The 18362-nt window shown below is 55.1% G+C and carries 19 protein-coding genes and 2 pseudogenes; 13 read left to right on the top strand and 8 right to left on the bottom strand.

Translation table 11 applies throughout. From position 1 onward, the window contains the following. The first annotated feature begins 107 nt into the window (after positions 1-107). Complete coding sequence (locus AC13RE_RS11825; protein ID WP_488563058.1) at positions 108-827, top strand: hypothetical protein; 720 nt, start codon at positions 108-110, stop codon at positions 825-827. 71 nt (positions 828-898) lie between these two features. Continuing rightward, entirely contained in the window at positions 899-1297 is a 399-nt protein-coding gene (locus AC13RE_RS11820; protein WP_488563057.1) for a hypothetical protein, read from the top strand. Between the two features lie 202 nt (positions 1298-1499). On the opposite strand, the gene AC13RE_RS11815 is transcribed toward AC13RE_RS11820, so the two are convergent. The 3 genes from AC13RE_RS11815 to AC13RE_RS11805 all read right to left on the bottom strand — a co-directional run bounded on the left by AC13RE_RS11815 (position 1500) and on the right by AC13RE_RS11805 (position 3523). Further along, positions 1500-1919, bottom strand: coding sequence for a PIN domain-containing protein (locus tag AC13RE_RS11815; RefSeq protein ID WP_488563056.1), 420 nt, complete (start codon positions 1917-1919; stop codon positions 1500-1502). Beyond that, positions 1916-2170 carry a FitA-like ribbon-helix-helix domain-containing protein gene (locus tag AC13RE_RS11810; protein ID WP_037149590.1) on the bottom strand — a complete coding sequence of 85 codons (255 nt, stop codon included), beginning with the start codon at positions 2168-2170 and terminating at the stop codon, positions 1916-1918. The genes AC13RE_RS11815 and AC13RE_RS11810 overlap by 4 nt, the downstream gene beginning before the upstream one ends. Before the next feature lie 300 nt (positions 2171-2470). Beyond that, positions 2471-3523 (bottom strand): helix-turn-helix domain-containing protein, encoded by a 1053-nt coding sequence (locus AC13RE_RS11805; protein ID WP_488563055.1) that lies wholly within the window; start codon positions 3521-3523, stop codon positions 2471-2473. Positions 3524-3695: 172 nt separating this feature from the next. Between AC13RE_RS11805 and AC13RE_RS11800 the strand changes: the two genes are divergently transcribed. After that, complete coding sequence (locus AC13RE_RS11800; protein WP_488563054.1) at positions 3696-4283, top strand: TetR/AcrR family transcriptional regulator; 588 nt, start codon at positions 3696-3698, stop codon at positions 4281-4283. 105 nt (positions 4284-4388) lie between these two features. On the opposite strand, the gene AC13RE_RS11795 is transcribed toward AC13RE_RS11800, so the two are convergent. After that, on the bottom strand, positions 4389-4847 hold the full coding sequence (locus tag AC13RE_RS11795; RefSeq protein WP_488563053.1) for a hypothetical protein: 459 nt from the start codon (positions 4845-4847) through the stop codon (positions 4389-4391). A gap of 322 nt (positions 4848-5169) precedes the next feature. Between AC13RE_RS11795 and AC13RE_RS11790 the strand changes: the two genes are divergently transcribed. The 5 genes from AC13RE_RS11790 (at position 5170) to AC13RE_RS11770 (ending at position 8207) form a co-directional block, all read left to right on the top strand. Next, positions 5170-5523: a hypothetical protein gene (locus AC13RE_RS11790; protein WP_488563052.1), complete on the top strand. Its 354-nt coding sequence runs from the start codon at positions 5170-5172 to the stop codon at positions 5521-5523. A 102-nt stretch (positions 5524-5625) separates the two neighbouring features. Beyond that, positions 5626-6315, top strand: a complete 690-nt coding sequence (locus AC13RE_RS11785) for a lysozyme inhibitor LprI family protein (protein ID WP_488563051.1) — start codon at positions 5626-5628, stop codon at positions 6313-6315. Positions 6316-6470: 155 nt separating this feature from the next. Continuing rightward, a complete protein-coding gene (locus tag AC13RE_RS11780) occupies positions 6471-7295 on the top strand; it encodes a lysozyme inhibitor LprI family protein (RefSeq protein WP_488563050.1) in 825 nt (274 codons plus the stop codon). 121 nt (positions 7296-7416) lie between these two features. After that, positions 7417-7737: a lysozyme inhibitor LprI family protein gene (locus AC13RE_RS11775; protein WP_488563049.1), complete on the top strand. Its 321-nt coding sequence runs from the start codon at positions 7417-7419 to the stop codon at positions 7735-7737. Then, the gene (locus tag AC13RE_RS11770; protein WP_488563048.1) at positions 7734-8207 is read left to right on the top strand and encodes a hypothetical protein; all 474 of its coding nucleotides are present in this window, start codon (positions 7734-7736) and stop codon (positions 8205-8207) included. The genes AC13RE_RS11775 and AC13RE_RS11770 overlap by 4 nt, the downstream gene beginning before the upstream one ends. 32 nt (positions 8208-8239) lie before the next feature. Here AC13RE_RS11770 and AC13RE_RS11765 read toward each other — a convergent pair whose 3' ends face one another. Further along, complete coding sequence (locus AC13RE_RS11765; RefSeq protein WP_488563047.1) at positions 8240-8689, bottom strand: lysozyme inhibitor LprI family protein; 450 nt, start codon at positions 8687-8689, stop codon at positions 8240-8242. An 826-nt stretch (positions 8690-9515) separates the two neighbouring features. On the opposite strand from AC13RE_RS11765, the gene AC13RE_RS11760 reads away from it, so the two are divergent. Both AC13RE_RS11760 and AC13RE_RS11755 read left to right on the top strand, forming a co-directional pair. Next, positions 9516-10505, top strand: a complete 990-nt coding sequence (locus tag AC13RE_RS11760; protein ID WP_488563046.1) for a DUF4424 domain-containing protein — start codon at positions 9516-9518, stop codon at positions 10503-10505. A gap of 72 nt (positions 10506-10577) precedes the next feature. Then, positions 10578-12473, top strand: a complete 1896-nt coding sequence (locus AC13RE_RS11755) for a DUF4344 domain-containing metallopeptidase (protein WP_488563045.1) — start codon at positions 10578-10580, stop codon at positions 12471-12473. 129 nt (positions 12474-12602) lie between these two features. Here the strand turns inward: AC13RE_RS11755 and AC13RE_RS11750 are convergent, their stop codons facing one another. Together AC13RE_RS11750 and AC13RE_RS11745 are read right to left on the bottom strand one after the other, a co-directional pair. After that, the gene (locus AC13RE_RS11750; protein ID WP_488563044.1) at positions 12603-13388 is read right to left on the bottom strand and encodes a hypothetical protein; all 786 of its coding nucleotides are present in this window, start codon (positions 13386-13388) and stop codon (positions 12603-12605) included. 503 nt (positions 13389-13891) lie between these two features. After that, a complete protein-coding gene (locus tag AC13RE_RS11745) occupies positions 13892-14281 on the bottom strand; it encodes a hypothetical protein (RefSeq protein WP_488563043.1) in 390 nt (129 codons plus the stop codon). Between the two features lie 422 nt (positions 14282-14703). On the opposite strand from AC13RE_RS11745, the gene AC13RE_RS11740 reads away from it, so the two are divergent. Then, positions 14704-15747: a tetratricopeptide repeat protein gene (locus tag AC13RE_RS11740; RefSeq protein ID WP_488563042.1), complete on the top strand. Its 1044-nt coding sequence runs from the start codon at positions 14704-14706 to the stop codon at positions 15745-15747. 586 nt (positions 15748-16333) lie between these two features. Continuing rightward, complete coding sequence (locus AC13RE_RS11735) at positions 16334-17110, top strand: TylF/MycF/NovP-related O-methyltransferase (protein WP_488563041.1); 777 nt, start codon at positions 16334-16336, stop codon at positions 17108-17110. A 125-nt stretch (positions 17111-17235) separates the two neighbouring features. Here the strand turns inward: AC13RE_RS11735 and AC13RE_RS11730 are convergent. Beyond that, a pseudogene (locus AC13RE_RS11730) lies at positions 17236-17592 on the bottom strand (D-amino-acid oxidase); the annotation flags it as partial. On the opposite strand from AC13RE_RS11730, the pseudogene AC13RE_RS11725 reads away from it, so the two are divergent. Then, positions 17593-18342 (top strand): annotated as a pseudogene (locus AC13RE_RS11725) (4-hydroxyproline epimerase); the annotation flags it as partial. It lies immediately after the preceding pseudogene. Positions 18343-18362: the final 20 nt, after the last annotated feature.

The following is an 18362-nucleotide window of genomic DNA, read 5'->3' as shown; positions in this document are numbered from 1 at the left end:
CTCACCCGCGTGTGCCCAGCACGCGCCACCTGATGTCCGCCGCCGGCAGACGCGTCGGACAGCCTCATCCAGGCGGCCTAAATCTTGAACGGGATTGTCAGAACACCATGAGCAGCTTGTCCTATCAGATCATCGTTCAGAATCTCTCGCAGACTGCGCAGTATTTCTATGTCTTCCAGAAAAGGGCGACCTTCGAACCATCTACCAGCACCATCTATTGCTGCAGCCTCGGCTGCCAAAATGTCGGCAACTACGTCAGCTCTGGCGCACAGATAGTCTTCGGCCTGGATAAACAGATCTACGCGGGCGCAATCAGCACCGCGGCGCCGCCACCGCCGCCATCGCTGCCTACCGCGTCGGTCTCGTCCGGAACTTCGCGGCTCTTGGTCAGCAACGCGACGACGAAACAAGCAATCTCGCTCACAACCGGCACCGGCAGCAATCCGCCGACAAATTTTACGGAATTGACACTCAGTCCGCTGGGGCTGTCAGCGCCCATCTATCAATCGGGGATCTCAGTTGGAGCATTTGCGATCAATGTGCCGCCCTATACACCGGCACCACTTCCCGTGCTCTTCAGCGGCGTCGCTGCGGTGAACGCTAACCAGGCCGTTATCCTCTCAAGCTTCGTGGCGCCCTTACCCAACGCCACGATGAGTTGCTCGCCGACACAGATCTTTTTCGTAAAGACGGGCTATCAACCCGCCGGCAACCTCCTGACCTATGACGAAAGCAACTCGGCGCGCTGCGATTTCACAACAGGCTTTGCCACGATTATCGCCACCTACAATTCCAACGGAACGTTTTCAACCACAGGAGGATCATAGACCCAGAAGATCCTATCCAACCTTGAAGCTTGAACAACCCATCAAACTCTCAAACCACAAAGGAACATGGTATGTCGACCCATCCCCAATCGAAACCTGCCAGGCACGACCGCAAGTTGATTATCGGGCTGGCACTAAGTGCCATAACCATGCTGGCAACGACTATGCCGGCCTCGGCGCAACTGGCCTTTTCATCCGATTGCCGAAACCACCAACCCATTGCGGTCGTACCACCACAGAACGCAATCCTGTTCACCAAACAGCCCGTACCGCATCCCAACGGAACAGCTTCGGTTTTCGCGATCAATAACCTGGACACATATGTTATTCCGGCAGGATCCAACTCATGTATCGTTGCCGCCCCACATGCGAACGACGACTATTGCTTCATCGCTCGCAACGATCCCACCATCAACACTGTCGGTTTCGCAGCAATTCAGAACCCGGGCGGCTTGACGGCCTGTCAGTAGTTGCGGTCGTCTAACAGCCAGGATTCCCTCTCCTCATTGGACGTCAGTCCAAGTGAGGAGAGGTAGAATGATCCCGTCTCCCAAAAGCTACGTTGAGGTACCCGAACTTTCGACCCCTAGTCCAGTGCGCCCACGAAAGCGGTAAATTTTATTTTTGCTCTTGAAGGGTATCGAACCTAGGATACCTAGATCTACACCGCCATTATCGGGACCAGGGATTAATCACATGCAACCCAGCCGCCTCGAACGGGCTTGTGTCGCGGGTTGCGATTGCCAGACGATTTGCTGCTGCTGTGGCGGCAATATAGCCATCAGCCGTGCCGATCGCTTTTCCAGATACTCGAGCGCGTGCCATCAGTTCCGAGTAAAACTGCGAAGTCGCACGATTGAAGGGCAGGATGCGCTCGGAAAAGTGAGGCAGTACTTCGCCCTCAAGGCGGTCGCGGAGGATAGTTTGCCGTTTCCCCAAGGGCATAGCTGCGATCCCGAAGCGAAGTTCAGCAATCGTTATTGCGGAAATGAACAGCGTTTCGATTGCTTGGGCGTCCAACCAAGCGACCACTGCCTCATTGGGAACCGGTTTCCACGGCTCGGATATAACATTGGTGTCCAGCAAGATCATTCGAAGGTCATCGGTTCAGCAGGCGTCTTATCGCGACTTTTCTGCAGGGCTTCAACGTCGCTGTCGGAAAGCTCAGCGTCGCGACCGATAGCCGCTAGTAAAGAGCCGAGTTTAACACGTTCAGGGGGACGAACAGCGGCCTCAATAATGTCGCGGATCTCGGCCTCGGTGCTTCGGCCATGATGAGCCGCTCGCAGGCGTAGAGCACGATGTGTTTCGTCAGAAAGATTTCGAATGGTGACCGCCGGCATTGATATCACCTCAATAGAAATGATGGCTTTGCTATCAAAATATACAGAATGATGCTAACTTTCAAGAGTTTCAAAATAATGAGGACGATACCGTGTCCGGTCAGCCACCTCGCCTTGAAGAGAATCGAACCACCGTCACCACAAATGCTCAGCGTACATTATTCAAGCAAATCCCGCGCCCAAACCTTTGGCGCATCAACGTAAATGAATTGGCACAACCTGCAGGTGGATTGGCAGCTTACAATCTAAAAAGAGCGCGCTGGGCAGATCTGAGACATTATAAAATACGTCTCGGAAGCCTCAATTGCCGGGCACTCCAAACGGCAATGTCCAGCCCGAGGGTCGCTCGACATGCTCTTGTTGACCACGACGAGCGGCCGGTTTCAGCACGGACGCGGCCCGCATATTCTCCAGCGTCTCGCTTGGGGTGTGGCCGAACTCGGTCTTGAACAGGCGGTAGAAGTATTTCTCGTTCGGGAAGCCGTGCCTCCAGGCGATCTCGGCTATATGAGGGTGCGGCCGGGTGGGATCTGCCAACATTTGGTAGGCACGGCGCAGCCTCCTGCGTTGTATTTGCCGCATGACGCCGCCGCTGCCTTCGAATAGTTGGTAGAGTTTTGCCCGCGACAGGCCGACATCCCGGCAAATCCGATCAGGCGTGAGGTCGACATTCAGCAAATGCGTATCAATGTAACGCAGGACCCGCTCGCGTAGTGCATCTCGGATCGGACTATTTGCCTTAACCAGCGCATCCGGCATCGGGGACACCGCGGCGGTGACGAGCTGCAGGGTCGATTGAACGATATAGGGAATTTTATTCTCGGTAAGGCTTGCGAGGTTTCGCAACAAGGAAAGAAGATGGTCGCCGAGCAGACAAGCAACGCCATCCACAAGTGTCTGCCCGTGCAAAAGCGCGGTTTGGCTTGGCAGCAGATCTCTCGGCACCACCAAAGAAATCACGTCGCCAGCCTCAACCAGGCCTTCATTCACTTGAGCGGCATCAAGGACAAACAGATCCCCAGCCGCCTTTATGGGTTGAGGCGTGCTCCATCGACACAAATATCGGCCACTCACCATCAAGACGAACCGAAAGAAATCATGACCGTCTGCTCGGATACGCCGCTCGGCTCGATTGGTTTCGTGGATGGAAAATCGGGTCTGATTGAGCCACCGTCTACCGGATAGGATAAGAGGGCCGAGGGCAGCACCGGTTGCTTCGGCATCGAACGCGATAGAAGCATCGCTCCGCAATATGCAGTCGCAGTGATTGTCGTCGACCCACGCGTGAAACCGATCTCTTTTAGGAAACTCGAGTGTCGAGAAACTGAACATTAAAGGGGAAATCTGCGCCATTGAACTTGCCTTTAACGGCCACGGTCTTCCAATATATGCAGCATTAAGTTGAAGGGCTGATCTGGACGATTGGTGGAATAGATAGAACGATCAGTATAAGATGTCCATATGCAAATCGGCGCGACAAGGAAGTCTGATAAAGGCCTATGGATGAATTTGACTTGAGGCATCAATGAGCCCGAAAAAGGAGCAGCTTATCGCGGTCGCGACCGACTTGTTTTCAAGGCATGGCTTTCATCCAGTCGGAGTCGACCGGATTTTGTCCGAGGCCGGTGTCGCCCGCATGACGCTCTACAATCATTTTCCCGGCAAGGACGATCTGATCAGCGCCGTCCTTGATCGCCGCTACCACGACATCATGGCCAGCCTTCGCGCCTGCGTCGAACCAACGTCTTCGGCAATGGAACAGCTAAGAGCTATTTTTGCATGGCACGAGGCATGGTTCGCTACTCCCGAATTTTCTGGCTGCCTGTTCGAGCGTGCGCTTGCTGAATTTAGCACCGATTATCCAAAGATCTCCGATGTCGCCATTCAATACAAGAAAACCATGACGGCGTGGATGGGCGACATGCTGAAAACCCTTCTACCGGAGCACACCGCAACACGCCTCGCCTCGATCCTCTTGATACTGCTGGATGGCGCCACGATTGATGCTCGCGCCTTTCATGATCCGACCGTTGCTACAAGGGCATGGGGCGCTGCGGAAGCCATTATCGAACGGGAAATAGCGCTAACCTCATCGAACCCGGCGCGGCGTTAGCGATGACGCCCCGGTAGCGAGGCATGCGGCGGCTTCACAGTTCGCGGTTGCGACGTCTCTCCTGTGGACCGCTTCGCTCCCTTGCACTCGTCAGTGCTTGGCCCTTCAGTCTTTCAGGCGAAAGACTCCGTCGAGCGAAGAACCATCTCCTCCACAGAACTTAGCCACCGCCGCTTTCGTCGCGTTGAAGGTCAGCGCGTCTCGCTTGACAACCGCCACCAGAGCCGGCAGCGTTGCATCAGCCGGATTCCCTTCAGGAGCAAGATCGGCAACAACGTTGATGCGGGTCACGGTACCGTTGAAAACGTTCGCAACGAGCTTTCCTTCGGCGATAAATCCACAATCGACGGAGGTTGCTTCTCTATTGGGAATACCGCCGACTTGTACCGTCAACCGGGTACGTGACGATTTTTCGTCGAGAAGCATGACCTTGACCATCCCCTCTCCAAAATTACCGCTCGCTCTCTGGTAGATATGCTCCTGATCGACAGCATTGGTATCGGCGGCATGGAAAACCACTGCACACAGGATCAGAAGCTTAGCCGCGTACGCTTTCTTGTTCAATCTAGCCCTCATTTGTATCGAAAGATTGGCTGTGAAAACTCAATTTCATCCATCGGTCGAGCACAGTTGGACAGAAACGCAAATAGAACCTTGCATGGTGATAATCTAACGCTCCCAAGTGCAACTTCATCCAAAAGAGCTGCACTTGCGTTCAAATCGCAAACGTCCGAACTGTCGCCCATCGACATTTGTAGCCTTACGGGGCAAGCAGCCTTACCGCAGGCGACTGTCTGGAGCGACAGCGGATGACCGCGCGGTAACTTATTTGTTCGAAGCTGAGGGATCTATGCGTCGGCTGATACTATCTCTTGCACTTCTCGGAATGGCGGACATCGCCCGTGCCGGGGACACCTACATCTACGATCTGCTGAAGAACTCCGTCTACGCACAGTCGTGGAAGACGCTGACCTCAGCCAAAGAGACGCCCGCCTGGGTGCGTGACGAGAACAGGTTCATCGCCGGGGCTTTGAAGATCATATCCATCGACGCAGTCAACTACCAGATCAGCATCATATCCAAGCAACATGCAACGAACGACGGCCAAGCCTCCATTCTTTTCAACATGAACGGGACGCAGGCATGGGCTGAGGTCCAGGAGGAAGGAAAACCTACTCTCTATTTGGGTGAGCCGTCCGCGGCCCAAAAGTCAGCACTCGACGAGGCTATCGCGGAATAGTCGTCTCTCCTCACCAATATGAAGCTCTCCATACTCGACCCCGCGGGATAGCATTGCGGGATTTCCAATCTGTCGAGGACCGGTCTAGCGAGGTGCGCCAAGGTGGCCTTCATTATGCGTAGAAATGTACTTTCTCTGCTTTATTTCCTCCTGATTGTCTGGATGCCTGCCGGCGCTGGCGCTGCCGGTTTCGATTGTGAGAAGACGACTGTCCGCATAGAGAAATTGATCTGCGGAACCCCAAGCCTTTCGCAACTCGACAGCCAGTTGACAACTGTTTTCGAGACGGCCCTGACCGCGGTGGCACCCTCCAGCAAACAGGCCTTGGTCACAGAGCAGCGAAACTGGATCAATCACACTCGCGACATATGCGAGGATGCCGCCTGCATCGAAGAGGCGTATCTCAAGCGGATCGATATTCTTGCACGCAACGAGAGGTACATCGTCGACAAGCCGTCGTGCGAGATTCCGGATGGCAATTCCTGCCGCAGCATCGTCGTTCTTCGCGACCCCAACAGCCGGCTTCAGTCCTTCGATCAGTCCATGTCCGACCGAAACATCTACGGGAAGATCATCGGCTGCAAAAAGCTGATCGATTTGCCGGTCGGAATGGCAGACGGCAACCATAGCTTCGGCGGCGACTGCGTGCTCGAAAGCCACTCGAAGAGAACTAATGTCCGAATCTGTAACGATTTGATGCTCGGGCGTTTTGCAATCGAGCCTCTCGAACGACGCGAAGAGCCGGATCACGACCTGATCGACTTCACCAATCGGCAGTGCTTCGGTGGATAATCGGACTGGCGAGCGATCATCTTGGCCGAATGACGACCCGTCGGATGCAGAAGCGCCCATAACGAGCGCGCATATATTTCAACCGCAGAAACCGATGCTCCAGATAGCTCTGAGGCGCTATTTGCAGGCGGATAGAAAATCGAGGAACAAACGGCATGCCCATCCATCGACTTAAGAAGCAAATTCGGCTCGCGATGATTTGTCTGATGACGACCTTCGGCGCGAGTATGCCGGCCTGGGCAATCGACTGCACAAAGGCCAGCGATGCCATCGACAAAAGGATTTGCGGCGATGCAGGCCTGAAGGCGGCCGATGCCGCCCTGGGGCAGGCCTATAGCGCACTGCTAAAATCTGCGCCGGATGCCGAGGTCCGTTCAATGCTTATAAACAGCCAACGCCGCTGGGTTGCAGCCCGCAATGCATGGTTCAGCAGTAATTCTGGCGATCGCCCATTGCCGATCAGCCAACTTCGCAAGGCCATCACGGATCGAACAACCGGGCTTGCCGACCGATCAGACAAGGGCTTTGTTGCCCAGGCAGAGGCCCAGCGCCGGTTTCTCACAAAATATACCGGCGGGGCATTTTCCGGCTTTGACGCGAGCTGCGAATTCATTCCAGACGACAATAACCAGAAGAGCTATTCCTATCAGTGCACCGGCGCCGTTCACGCGCAGAATAAGGATCGAGTTTGCAGCCTGAGTGCGGAGTTCGCATCCTGGGCGCTCTACCAATATTACGGTGTCAGCACCATTGCGGCAGAGCAGGCCAAACCCGTCGCATTTTGCGGTGATCAATCGGGAGATGTCTGTGAAAATGGCAAGAACGGTAAATGGGACCTCGACCCCGATCCCAACCACTTCCCGGTCCCGAAGAGAGACCTTCCGAAACTTGACGCCGAGGTCGACTGGCCGCTGACAGAATCCGATGCCACTTGGTTCGACCGGTGCCTGACCAGCCCGACATATCCGCCGGCGCAGTAAACAATATCCTTCCTGAAGGACCGCACGGATGAGCATTGCAACCGCGTTCACGACCAGTGTCGGCCGCACAATCACAGGCGGGCTAGGCTTATGCGCTTTGGTTGTCGCCGGATTGCTTTCGATGTCGACAACCGCCTTGAGTGCCGGCTTCGACTGCAGGTTTGCCAAAAGCAAGGTCGAAAAGCTGATCTGCACCGATGCCGGCCTTTCCAGACTGGACGAGCAGATGAATGCGCTATTTGATAAGATCCGGAACGAAACGGCCGGGCGCGATGGGGAGACCGGAGAGATCATCGATCCGGTCGATAAGGAGCAAACTCTCTGGCGCAAGACGGTCCGCGACACGTGCACGGATATCGGCTGCCTGAGGAATGCCTACACAGCCCGTCTGTCTGATATGCGGAAGAACTGGGCTGAAGCGCTGGAGCCGTCCAACCAATGACCACTTTCCGACCCTGCACACGACGAGATTGCTGCCTTGCCCTGGCGCTCCTGTGGTCGGCGATGGTGGGCGCCTACGTCCTGCTGGCGGCACAATCAGCCCTTGCCAGCGGATCGTTGCCGCCGGAGCCGCTCGTGGCCGGCCCCTTCCCGGACTTTGCGGCATGTCTGAGCTATCTGACGGCAATGGACAAGGAGCAGGCGGCCCTTGCTATGCCGGAGCCCGTCGCAACGCAGGAGGGCGGCACACGTCAAACACTTGTCTCGACGAACGGTGTCTCGCGAGGACCGGGTGAACAGGCCCTTTATGAGGCGGAGGTCGACGATCAGAACCGGGCTGTGGACACACGAACACAGTCTGTTGTCACGAACATTTCCTGGGAGCGCTATTCCCTGAGCTGTGATGGCCCCACCTTTAGTGGAACAATGCAACGTGGCTACTACCTTCCGGCAATTGAGCCGGCCCCATAGAGGGCCAGCTCTCACGAATGAATTTCGCCTCCCTATCGCGGAATCCGCTTCTCCAGCTCGATGGCCCGCTCGGATGTCACTTGTATTAAACAATCGTCGGCAACGATCAAAGCGGCAGTGCCGCCGTCTTTGTCCACGGCACATTGCTCGTCGCGTTCGGCAATCCAGGCCCGTTGTTCGTCACGCAGATGCATGGCGCTGGACTGTTTCAGCTTTGTCCGCAAGGTGCGATAGGCTCGATTGAGGCGATTGTCTTGATATTCAAGTTCCGTGCCTGTGCAGTCGCGCATGGAAACGGTAATACCTTCGGATTTGTCCATGCAGGCCTTGTAGGAGGGGCGGCTCGTGTCGACCTGCTTCTGCGCCATGGTTGATTTTGACGTTTCGGCTATCTTCTGCTCGACCGCCAAAACAAGCGTCGGAACAAACAACATCAAAGCGGTTAGTGAGAGGCGGAAAATGGCACGATGGCGGACATTCATGCTGATATCCTTTTAACGAGATAGGCCGTTTGATGCGTTGGACTGGCTGCGATTTTATTACGGCGAAGGAGCGACGTTTCGTCCCAAGTCGAATGCTCGTCGCCCATACTCATGAAAAATGGCGAGCTCTCCTGTTTGCCCGCGGCTGAATACGGTGCTCGGGCCTTAACGCGTCTCATCGTGTAATCAATCTACCAAAGTTGCTATCTGCAAGACCGTCCGCGTTGTCGGATCGGAATAGCAAATAAATTTGTCATCCCGCGCATCAAATTCCCTTGCGCCACTACGGTACACGGGAGCTACCCGCCAGTCGTTAAGATGCGAAATTGAGAAATGTAGACGGATGTACACCAATGACGGACGCAGGAATATCGGTGCATCGAAGGCGCTCTGATAATTGCCGACGTAACCTCAGTAATCCTGCGGCGGTGGCTCTTGAGACAAGGCTCGGAGAGATGCGGCTGTAGTGATTAAACCATTGTTGGGCGTTGGATTCGCATGCTTGGACCAATAGAGAACGCGCACCTTCGGAAACCACGGCTCACAGCTTTCATACGTGTTAGCGGCTGCCTAATGCGCCCGATAGCAGCCATGCCGCCCGGATCGGTGGCTCGAGCAGCATTGGGGAATGCTGCGGCTAAGCAAGTTCCGGTTCTGCTCCGTGACGGCGACAAGGAGGTGGTCGCTGACAATGCCGATATGCATACCTACGGTTTCGATGGCACGGCCTACCGAAAGAACAAATCCCGATGCCGAAACCGGCCAAATCCGCCCTCATTCCGAAAGATCAGCAATGCGTTTTATTCCATGTGCCTTTGGCGCTTTGATGCTCCTGTCCACGCAGGTCTTCGCCGACGACAGTTCGGCGACATTGGGGACCGGCGGTCTCGTTCTTCAGAAAACAGATAAGATCGCGCTCATCTCCGAGGAACTCTATTTGTCCCCCACAGGCATTCGAATTTCCTATCGGTTCCACAATCTGACGAACGCAGACTACGCCACAACGATTGCCTTCCCGATGCCGGCATTTCCGGGCGGCGGCTCTAATTCCACGACCGTCGTTCCGGACCCGGCGAGCGACAATTTCATGAAATTCAAGACTGTCGTCGACGGGCAGCCCGTTCCTTCGCAGCTCGAACAGCGCGCCTTCCTCGTTGCGGATGGGCAACCGGACGAAGAAATTACGGATAAGCTGAAGGCACTGCACATATCCCTGGTGCCGACGGTGGAGGCAAGCGAGGCAGCGATCGGCCGCCTGACAAACGCTCAACGTAAGGAGCTGGTGGATGCCGGTTTCTTCGATACCGGCGAAGGCGACTACACCGGACAGCCAACCACTCTTTACCCGCTCTGGACGCTGCGTTCCAAATATTGGCGGCAGCAGACCTTTCCCAAGGGAAAAGACGTCATCGTGGAGCAAAGCTATGTCCCGATCCTCGGCAGCCAATCCACCCTGTCGCTGGGTTCCCCGGACATGGACAGCGATCAGCTCAAACACTACCGCGACACCTTCTGCACCGATGAGGCCTTTCTGAAGGCAGCCCGCTCGCTTTACAAAAAACTGGGCGACGCCAACCCGACGTTCCAGGCTTTCGAGCAATATCTGTCCTACGTCATCACATCCGGCGGCAATTGGGCGGGACCGATCGGCGAGTTCAAACTAATCGTCGACAAAGGCGATCCAAAGACCCTGGTGTCCTTTTGCGGCGACGGCGTGAAGAAGATTGGCCCGACCCAATTCGAAATGGATATCAAGAACTACACACCCAAGCGCGACATCGATGTGCTGCTTCTTAGAACCACGCCGGTTCAATAAGCCAGCCAGCAAACGCGGTGCCCGCCTGAGCTTTTCGTGACGTTTCCTATGGAAAACCGGAATTCGCGCAAAATGAAATTCGCTTTGAAGTTTGATTTTTCGAAGACTGCGATCTTCGCCCTCACCCTGGCTTCCGCCATTCCCTGTGCGGTTTGGCTACAGCCGGCATTTGCCCAGATATCGGCCCAAGGCGGTCAGCTCGATCAGGCCAGCTCTGGTTCGATCGAGGATGCTCTGAACATATGGGAGAAACGGCTCAGCCAGGAAGGCCTGATCCTGCTCGGCTACTATACCGGTTTTGCCGACGGCAACTTCGGACAAGCCAGCCGCAATGGCATCGCAAGCTATCAACGCGATCACAATCGCGCCGCCACCGGCATGCTGTCACCGCTGGATGCGTTGGAACTGTCCAAAGCAGCTCTTGATGTCCGCAAGCAGCTGCAGTGGCAAAGCCTCGATAATTCCAAAGCCGGTCTGACCATCTCCTATCCCGCCGGGCTGCTCACTGAACGGCAGGACAACAGTCTTGGCGGCGAGACGCTCGAAGCGAGAAACGGCTCGATTTCGTTGAAGACCGCGCGCTTCGGCAATAGCGGCATTACCCAGCTGGACAATCTGTTCCAGACCCTTTCCGCGGAGCAGGGCAGTACGATCACCTATCAGCTCAAGCGGCGAAACTGGTTCATCGTGTCAGGCAAATCGGGAGACCGGAACTTCTATTCCCGCTTCGAGCAGCGGAGCAATGAAATTCGCGGCTACGATTTGACCTGGAACGACGATAAGAATGACAAGCTGGTACAAAATATCTCCGTGCTCATCTCCAACGGCTTCTATCCCTTCGGCGATGATTCTGCCGACGGTGAACCCAGCTATCCGACGCTGGCAAAGCTCGCCGAGCTGGCCAGCGCAAACGACAATGATAGTAAACAGGCAAACCAGAACGCCCCTTCGGACAGCTCAAGCACACCTGAACAGCCGCAACAAGGACAGTCGCAGCAGGCCGACACGCCGACCAAGCGGTTGAGCGACGACAAGGATGGTGTGACGGAACAGAAGGACAATGCGTTGCCCCCGCCCTCCGACGGCAAGCTGATTACGACAGATGGCAAGGGTCTGCGTTTCGTCTATCACTATTTTCCGCCGCAGGATTCCAATTTCAACTACGCCTATCAATGGGCTGTCGATACGCACCTGTTTTCCAACATTCCCGAAATAGACGGCCTCGACGGGCTCTTCGTCACTCCGCGTCCCCTGCATTACGTGACGCGGCAATGCGGCACCATCAACGCCTTCTATAACAAGGAAAACGGCGCGGTATTTCTCTGCTACGAGATGATCGACAGCCTGCTGCAAATGGGCCAGGCTCTGTCAAAGGGAGCATCCGACCCCAAGGCACTGACGATCGAGTTCGTGCGCGACAATCTGCGTTTCATTCTGCTGCACGAGTCGGGCCATGCATTGATCGACTTGCTGGATCTTCCGGCCGTCGGACGCGAAGAAGATTCCGTCGATCAACTGGCAGCCGTCATGCTGCTTTCCCATGTCGACGACAGCGAGAGCAAGAACGACATAACTCGTGTCCTCCAGCTGGCGTCGATATGGTTCAAAGTCAACAGCCAATCGACGAACACTCAAGATGTGTCCGCCTTTGCCGATGAACATTCGCTTGATGCCCAGCGCTACTTCAACCTGCTATGTATGATCTATGGGCTTGATCCGAATAACAACGGCGCAATTGTCGACAATGGGATGCTACCCAAGGAGCGAGCGGCGCGCTGTCCCGATGAAGCCTCCAAGATCAATCGCTCCTGGGCACGATTGCTGCTGCCGCATTTCTCGCCAAGGTTTGCGCCGAAGTCGGACAACGACAACGCGGGTAATCAGCAGAATACCTCTTCCGCGCAGCCGCCGGCAACAGGTGGCAATCCTCTCGAATGGGACAGGAATTCCAACCCGTTCGGCAAATAGACGCGGTCACATGCCAATGTGGCATGATGCAAGTGCAAAAAAGCGCAACTTCGACCGTGATATATTGGCCAACAATTGTTCGGTTAGTTTCCGCTTATGCTCAAGGCAGAAGCAGGAATCTCGCCGTGATTAATTGGCCTTATGCCATTTAGACCGATCACACGCGATCTGATGGCCGTCGACCGTCGGCCTGTGGTCCCCGTGAGTGGTGAGGCTCAATTCCATATCGTCTTTTCGATAGTAGTAACTGCACGACGCCGAGTCGGTCTCGGAACAGTCGGTCGCCTCGACGATGCCGCTTTTGCGAATACTGTCGCCGACGAAATCCTGATAATTGGGCGGTGGGCTTCGAAACGGCTTCCACCCCTTGGCAATGATCTGCTTGCGCGCCTCACTGACCGGCTTGCCATCGACTTTCGGCACCACTTCTTTGCCGCCGCAGACGGATTGTTCGGCCGTTATCGGTGTGACCTCGACGGCGTGGTCGCCGACCAGCCGTACGTCGCCGAGAGGCATCTGGACAGGACTGCCATCAACAATGCGCAGCCCATCGTCGTCGGCGATAACTCTGCCGATTGATAGCTTGCTGCTCTTGGCGACGTAGATGATCATAACCAGTTGCGAGCCGTTGAAGAGCGCGATGTTGCCTTGATTAATCTCACAGGAACCGGCAGTTGAAGGCTCGAATTCTCCAGCAAAGCTCACCGCGTCATAGGGTCCGAGCTTTGCCTCCCCAGTTACGCCCCAACCAAGCCCATTGATAACTTGCCCACCTGCGGTCGTTGGAGGGAAGACCGCATTGCACTCGTCCTGAGACTGAGCAGACGGCGGTGCCTTCGAAAGTTGTGTCAAATGCCTGATTTCTATCCCTGGAACCTTGGAGCTACCCCTGGGATCGGCGCTCTGTTGCGCCATCAGCTGACCACCCGCAAGACTAGTGGAAATCAACACCGCACTGGTGGCCAAGAGGAAATGGCATTTAAATAGCATCGGCGGCTCAATTTTGAATCATGAAAGATACTTCAAGGTCTACTTCACGCAGCGCGTGGGCTTCAACACCCGGTAAGCTGATCTGCGTTCACTCGGCTCCATCTTAGGTGCACATGCGTCGTTAAGTGCGCATGCGTCGAAAACAACGCGCACTTAAGGAAGCTATCCGGCCTGCTCCGCCACTGCGAGGCCACCACTGATGCATCCGCACCGGCCGCAATTCAGGGCGGCTGCCATGGTCAAATAGCTTGGTATCCCAAATGGCAGGGTAACCGGTGACTGGTAAAGTGCCACCAAGCGGCACATCAAGCTGCTTAAGGCTCGCCTTTCGCTGCCTATTAATTCGATGTCTTAGCCGGACCAGCATTGTTGTTGACGGGAGTCCCATGCTGATCGAGAGGCTGCTGATTTCAGTGACCGGTGCCCCGTTATCTTTTAGGACGGAAGATGACCTTCACAGGCTCGTTTTGACCGGAAACGTATGTTTGCGGGCCATAGCTGGGATTAAATTTAGGATGCCATGCCCTGAGCTGTGTTTCCGAAACCCATTCGAGCTCGAGCTGATCTTCCGGCGAATTCACGCTGAACTGTTCGATCACATTTGCAGATGAATGACAGACACCGACCCTCCCGGCCTCCAGAACGGTGGCCTGGACCTCCTCGCCCCGCACAAGCGACCCGACCTGTGGGCATTTTCGTATCTCAACGTGATACCGTTTGCTCGGCGAATAGAGGTCGGTAACAACCTCGTTCGGCTGTGTCGCACAGGATGCTAAAAAGCCAAGAATTACAAGCGGAAGCAACGTCGCAAATTTCATCGGAGAGCCTAGAGGTCAATATGAAACACGAGGGAGAATGGTGATATGCGTGAGGTTGCTGGCAGCTCTCGGTGACCGATGCCGCCTTGAGGTTCGTCTCAGATCTGCAACTGGACGTCGACAGGTTTAATTCGCTTGCAGGTTCGGCGATCTTTTGCGGATAAAGTGAACGGCACTAATCATTCCAATCAAATTTCATGCTCTCGGCATTCTCAGAAGTTCGGCTCCATTTCAAATCGTGCTGATCGCCGATTGGACAAGAGTTCGCCGCGTGCACGATCGTCCACAACAGGTGCATCTGTGTTTGGATTTCAAGATTCGACTGGAGGAAAATCTCGGCAGACACTAACTACTCCCTGCTGTGCGATAAAGACTCCATCCCAACATGGAGTAAACATTCCTGTTTAGTAGCTGAGGGACCGATGCGAAGGTTTGCACTGTTGCTTGTCCTTCTTGGCGCCGTAAACCCCGCATATGCCAAGGACATATGCAAAACTGGACAAGAGGCGGCAGTCACCTTGCCTGCTTGCCTGGCCGTCGCCCAAGACGAGACCCAGACACTTGAGGACCGATCATTTGCCTACAGTAGCGCGGGCTATATTAAGATTGGGAGCCAGGACCTTAATCTCGCCGAAGATTACTTCAGTCGAGCGCTAACGCTCGATGCGAATTCTGACGTCGCTTATGCGGGGCGGAGCGTTGCGGAATTTGCGAAAGGCGCCTACGAGCAAGCCATTGCGGATGCCGAAAAAGCGGTGGAATTGAAGCCTGACGACCATCCTGACTCCTATCTCATCCTTGGAACTCTCGCCGACCGCAATGGCGACCACGAAGCCAGAATCGGCTATATGAATAAGGCCATCGCACTGGCGCCGGAATATGCGGAAGCCTATGCAGGACGCGGTAACGGTTATCTTGCACAGGACAAATACGATTTAGCTTTGGCCGACTTCAACAAGGCGGTTGCCCTCAAGCCCGAATTGTCAGGCCCGCTGCAGCAGAATTTCGAGCTTGTTTATATCGAACGAGGCGGCATGAGGGGAAAAGAGGGGAACTATGGTGCGGCGATCGACGATTATACGAAGGTTTTGCAGCTAAACCCTCTCAACACAAGGGCGCTCAACGATCGGGGCGATGCCTACAACATGAGTGGCGATTTCGACCGCGCCATTGCGGATTTCACCAAAGCCATCGAGAGCGACCCATCTTATCCCTACGCTTATATCAATCGTGGCCTTTCCTATTTTAAGACTGGCAACAACGACCAAGCTCTGCTCGACCTCAACAAGGGAATCGAATTGAACAATGAATCCAGTTCGGCTTACTTCGTGCGAGGTGAAGTTCACCGCAGCAAATCAGATTTTGGGGCAGCTTTGGCTGACTTTCAAAAAGCACTCGACCTAACGTCGAACGATGATCCGGCACGCTCCAACATCCTGCTGGCAATTGCCTCCGTAAAGCGTTAGAGGCCCTAGAAATGTCGAGTCTCACGACATTTTCACCCGTGTTTCCATTTGCCGGTAAAGCGACTGATCATCGTAGTCGCCTCAGCCCGCCGGATGCTCTTGCGCTCATTCCATGATCGACGCTGAACAGGGACTGACTGGTGTTGCTCTTGACGGGATCGAACCTCGAACCCGACTTTAAGAAAGTTCTTCATCTCAAATTTTTCGATAGCATACATCGGCTTGATCTCGATGGAGTGCCAGAGGCCGAGAACGGAATGTCAGCTTATGATAGCAAGCCATGGTGAATAGGACAGCCTCTCGACTAGCCGCCCAGCCTTATCGATGCGAACTTACTTCCGGCAGGTGTCGCCGAATTCACTCCTCTCGTGATGGCGATCATCCATTCCTCCCCCAACTATGGTTTCCTTGAATAGAGCGAGCTCACGCTCCCGGCTTAACAGCCACTATGCACTTTAGAGATCTTACGGGCCCGCAACGCCTGTGGGAGCAGAATTCACATTTGCAATTCTCGCTGCCAACTGAACATAGAAAGTATAATTCCATGATGATATTGTCATCATGGGAGAACATTGGGAGGATTAACGTGGACAATTTCTTTATCACAAGAAATTTCGATTGGGGTTTACGGAGATCATCTCATGCCGATCGAGCGCTTAATCTCATAACAAGGCGCTTCGGCGTCGAATCGCGAACCGCTTCTTTTGTCGATGCGATCTTATACCGGATAACAGGCATGAAATTTTCTGCTGTGCATTCAGGTGTTTCCACCAATGTCGAGCAGAGAATGAACATGTTCCATCTGGTCTCCCAGACAATCGCCTATGACGTGGAGGGAGACCTGGTGGAGGTTGGCTGCAATCAGGGCCAGTCCTCCGTGCTGATCGCAAAGGTGATCAGCGATTTCGGATCTTCAAAGCAGCTTCACGTTTTCGATAGTTTCGAAGGCCTTCCACCGGCGAGCGATGTGGATGGTGCTTCCTACAGGGAGGGCGATCTCGCAACCTCGGAAGAGGTTCTGGTTCACAATTTCAAGTTGCATGGATTACGCCTCCCGATAATTCACAAAGGCTGGTTCAAGGATACGTTGGCCGACGGGCTACCGAAAAAGATAAGCTTCGCCTATCTGGATGGAGATCTCTACGACTCGATCATGATCAGCCTGGAAAATGTTTATCCGCGGCTTTCCAAAGGCGGGATTTGTCTTGTCGATGACTATTGCGACACCGAGATCAATCCGGACGGATGGAACTATCTTCCCGGCGTAAAAAAGGCCTGTGACGATTTCCTGTGCGACAAGCCCGAACAGATGTCCTATATCTATTCAGGGGCATTCACGCACGCCTTTTTCCGCAAGCATTGAATTACGATTGTTCCATCTGTTCCGTGCGGAGGCATCCGCCCATATCCGACATATTTCTGACGGTTTGATCCTCGCCCTGCTCCGGCAATGGCGAGGATCGGAAGATCTGGCACTTTCCGATCGCACTACCTCGCGAAGCGTTCCGGCCGGAAGGAAGCCAGAAGCGGATGCCGTTTACCGGTGGCGATCTCGTCGGCAAGCAACTCGCCCGCGATTAAGCCGAGAGTGGCACCGCTATGGCTGAAGGCGACGAAGTACCCCGGGATCGCCTGCAATTCGCCGAATACCGGCTCGCCATCGCCCGGAATAGGTTTGGGGCCGACGCCGTAGTCGCCGATTTCGAGCTTCGGATTCCCTTCCAGCACCTTGGAGGCTTCAAGCAGCAAGCCTTCGAGCGTTGAGGGCTTGATTTCGTAGCTACCGTCGACATTTTTGATCACCTCTTCCTCCGACCAGACCGAATCCAGCGCAAAGGCGCCGTCGGCTGCCTGCCAATGTGCGGAGCCGGAACGATCGGTCTTGTGACTGCGGCAATCGAGGAGGGCCTCGTCACGCCACGCGTTCCCGGCAAGCTCTCCATCGAAACGCCCGCCGGCCGAGTGGACGTAACCTATGAGAAGCCCGGCGAATTCGTCGATGCCGTCCGCATGTTCAATGTCGCAAGCTACCTGCACGCGGCAGACATCGAAGTCGATGTGCCGGGGCTCGGCGCCCTGACGATCGACGTCGCCTATGGCGGCAACTATTATGCCGTCGTCGAACCGCAGAGGAACTGGCCTGGATTGGACGGCATGTCGGGTGATGACATCGTCGACATCAGCAGGAAGTTGCGCGATGCCCTCGAGCCGATCTGCCATCCGGTTCATCCCGAGGATGAAAGGATAAGAGGCGTCCACCATGCCCTATGGTGCGACGCGCCGACGAGCGACAAAGCCGATGGGCGCGGTGCGGTGTTCTATGGCGACAAGGCTATAGATCGCTCCCCTGGCGGTACCGGTACATCCGCACGCCTCGCTCAACTGCATGGCAAAGGCCGGCTGAAGGTCGGCGACACCTTTCGGCAGGAGAGCCTGATCGGCACGATATTCGAAGGGCGTATCGAGTCAGAGGTCAAGATCGGAGATTTCGGGGGCATCAGGCCCAGCGTCGAAGGCTGGGCGCAGATTATAGGTCACAATACGATCTTCGTCGACGATCGTGATCCCTTGGCCTATGGTTTCCAGATTAAATAAAGAGGTCGATCCGGCGAGGC

Source organism: Martinezella sp. CNPSo 3959, assembly GCF_057784355.1.
Note: the sequence above shows the minus strand (reverse complement) of the source record. Positions and strands in the feature narration are given on the sequence as shown.

Excerpts from the sequence above, each read along its gene's own strand:
- AC13RE_RS11825 (WP_488563058.1), top strand. The coding sequence starts at position 108 with ATGAGCAGCTTGTCCTATCAGATCATCGTTCAGAATCTCTCGCAGACT.
- AC13RE_RS11820 (WP_488563057.1), top strand. The coding sequence starts at position 899 with ATGTCGACCCATCCCCAATCGAAACCTGCCAGGCACGACCGCAAGTTG.
- AC13RE_RS11815 (WP_488563056.1), bottom strand. The coding sequence starts at position 1,919 with ATGATCTTGCTGGACACCAATGTTATATCCGAGCCGTGGAAACCGGTT.
- AC13RE_RS11810 (WP_037149590.1), bottom strand. The coding sequence starts at position 2,170 with ATGCCGGCGGTCACCATTCGAAATCTTTCTGACGAAACACATCGTGCT.
- AC13RE_RS11805 (WP_488563055.1), bottom strand. The coding sequence starts at position 3,523 with ATGGCGCAGATTTCCCCTTTAATGTTCAGTTTCTCGACACTCGAGTTT.
- AC13RE_RS11800 (WP_488563054.1), top strand. The coding sequence starts at position 3,696 with ATGAGCCCGAAAAAGGAGCAGCTTATCGCGGTCGCGACCGACTTGTTT.
- AC13RE_RS11790 (WP_488563052.1), top strand. The coding sequence starts at position 5,170 with ATGGCGGACATCGCCCGTGCCGGGGACACCTACATCTACGATCTGCTG.
- AC13RE_RS11780 (WP_488563050.1), top strand. The coding sequence starts at position 6,471 with ATGCCCATCCATCGACTTAAGAAGCAAATTCGGCTCGCGATGATTTGT.
- AC13RE_RS11775 (WP_488563049.1), top strand. The coding sequence starts at position 7,417 with ATGTCGACAACCGCCTTGAGTGCCGGCTTCGACTGCAGGTTTGCCAAA.
- AC13RE_RS11770 (WP_488563048.1), top strand. The coding sequence starts at position 7,734 with ATGACCACTTTCCGACCCTGCACACGACGAGATTGCTGCCTTGCCCTG.
- AC13RE_RS11765 (WP_488563047.1), bottom strand. The coding sequence starts at position 8,689 with ATGAATGTCCGCCATCGTGCCATTTTCCGCCTCTCACTAACCGCTTTG.
- AC13RE_RS11760 (WP_488563046.1), top strand. The coding sequence starts at position 9,516 with ATGCTCCTGTCCACGCAGGTCTTCGCCGACGACAGTTCGGCGACATTG.
- AC13RE_RS11755 (WP_488563045.1), top strand. The coding sequence starts at position 10,578 with ATGAAATTCGCTTTGAAGTTTGATTTTTCGAAGACTGCGATCTTCGCC.
- AC13RE_RS11750 (WP_488563044.1), bottom strand. The coding sequence starts at position 13,388 with ATGGCGCAACAGAGCGCCGATCCCAGGGGTAGCTCCAAGGTTCCAGGG.
- AC13RE_RS11745 (WP_488563043.1), bottom strand. The coding sequence starts at position 14,281 with ATGAAATTTGCGACGTTGCTTCCGCTTGTAATTCTTGGCTTTTTAGCA.
- AC13RE_RS11740 (WP_488563042.1), top strand. The coding sequence starts at position 14,704 with ATGCGAAGGTTTGCACTGTTGCTTGTCCTTCTTGGCGCCGTAAACCCC.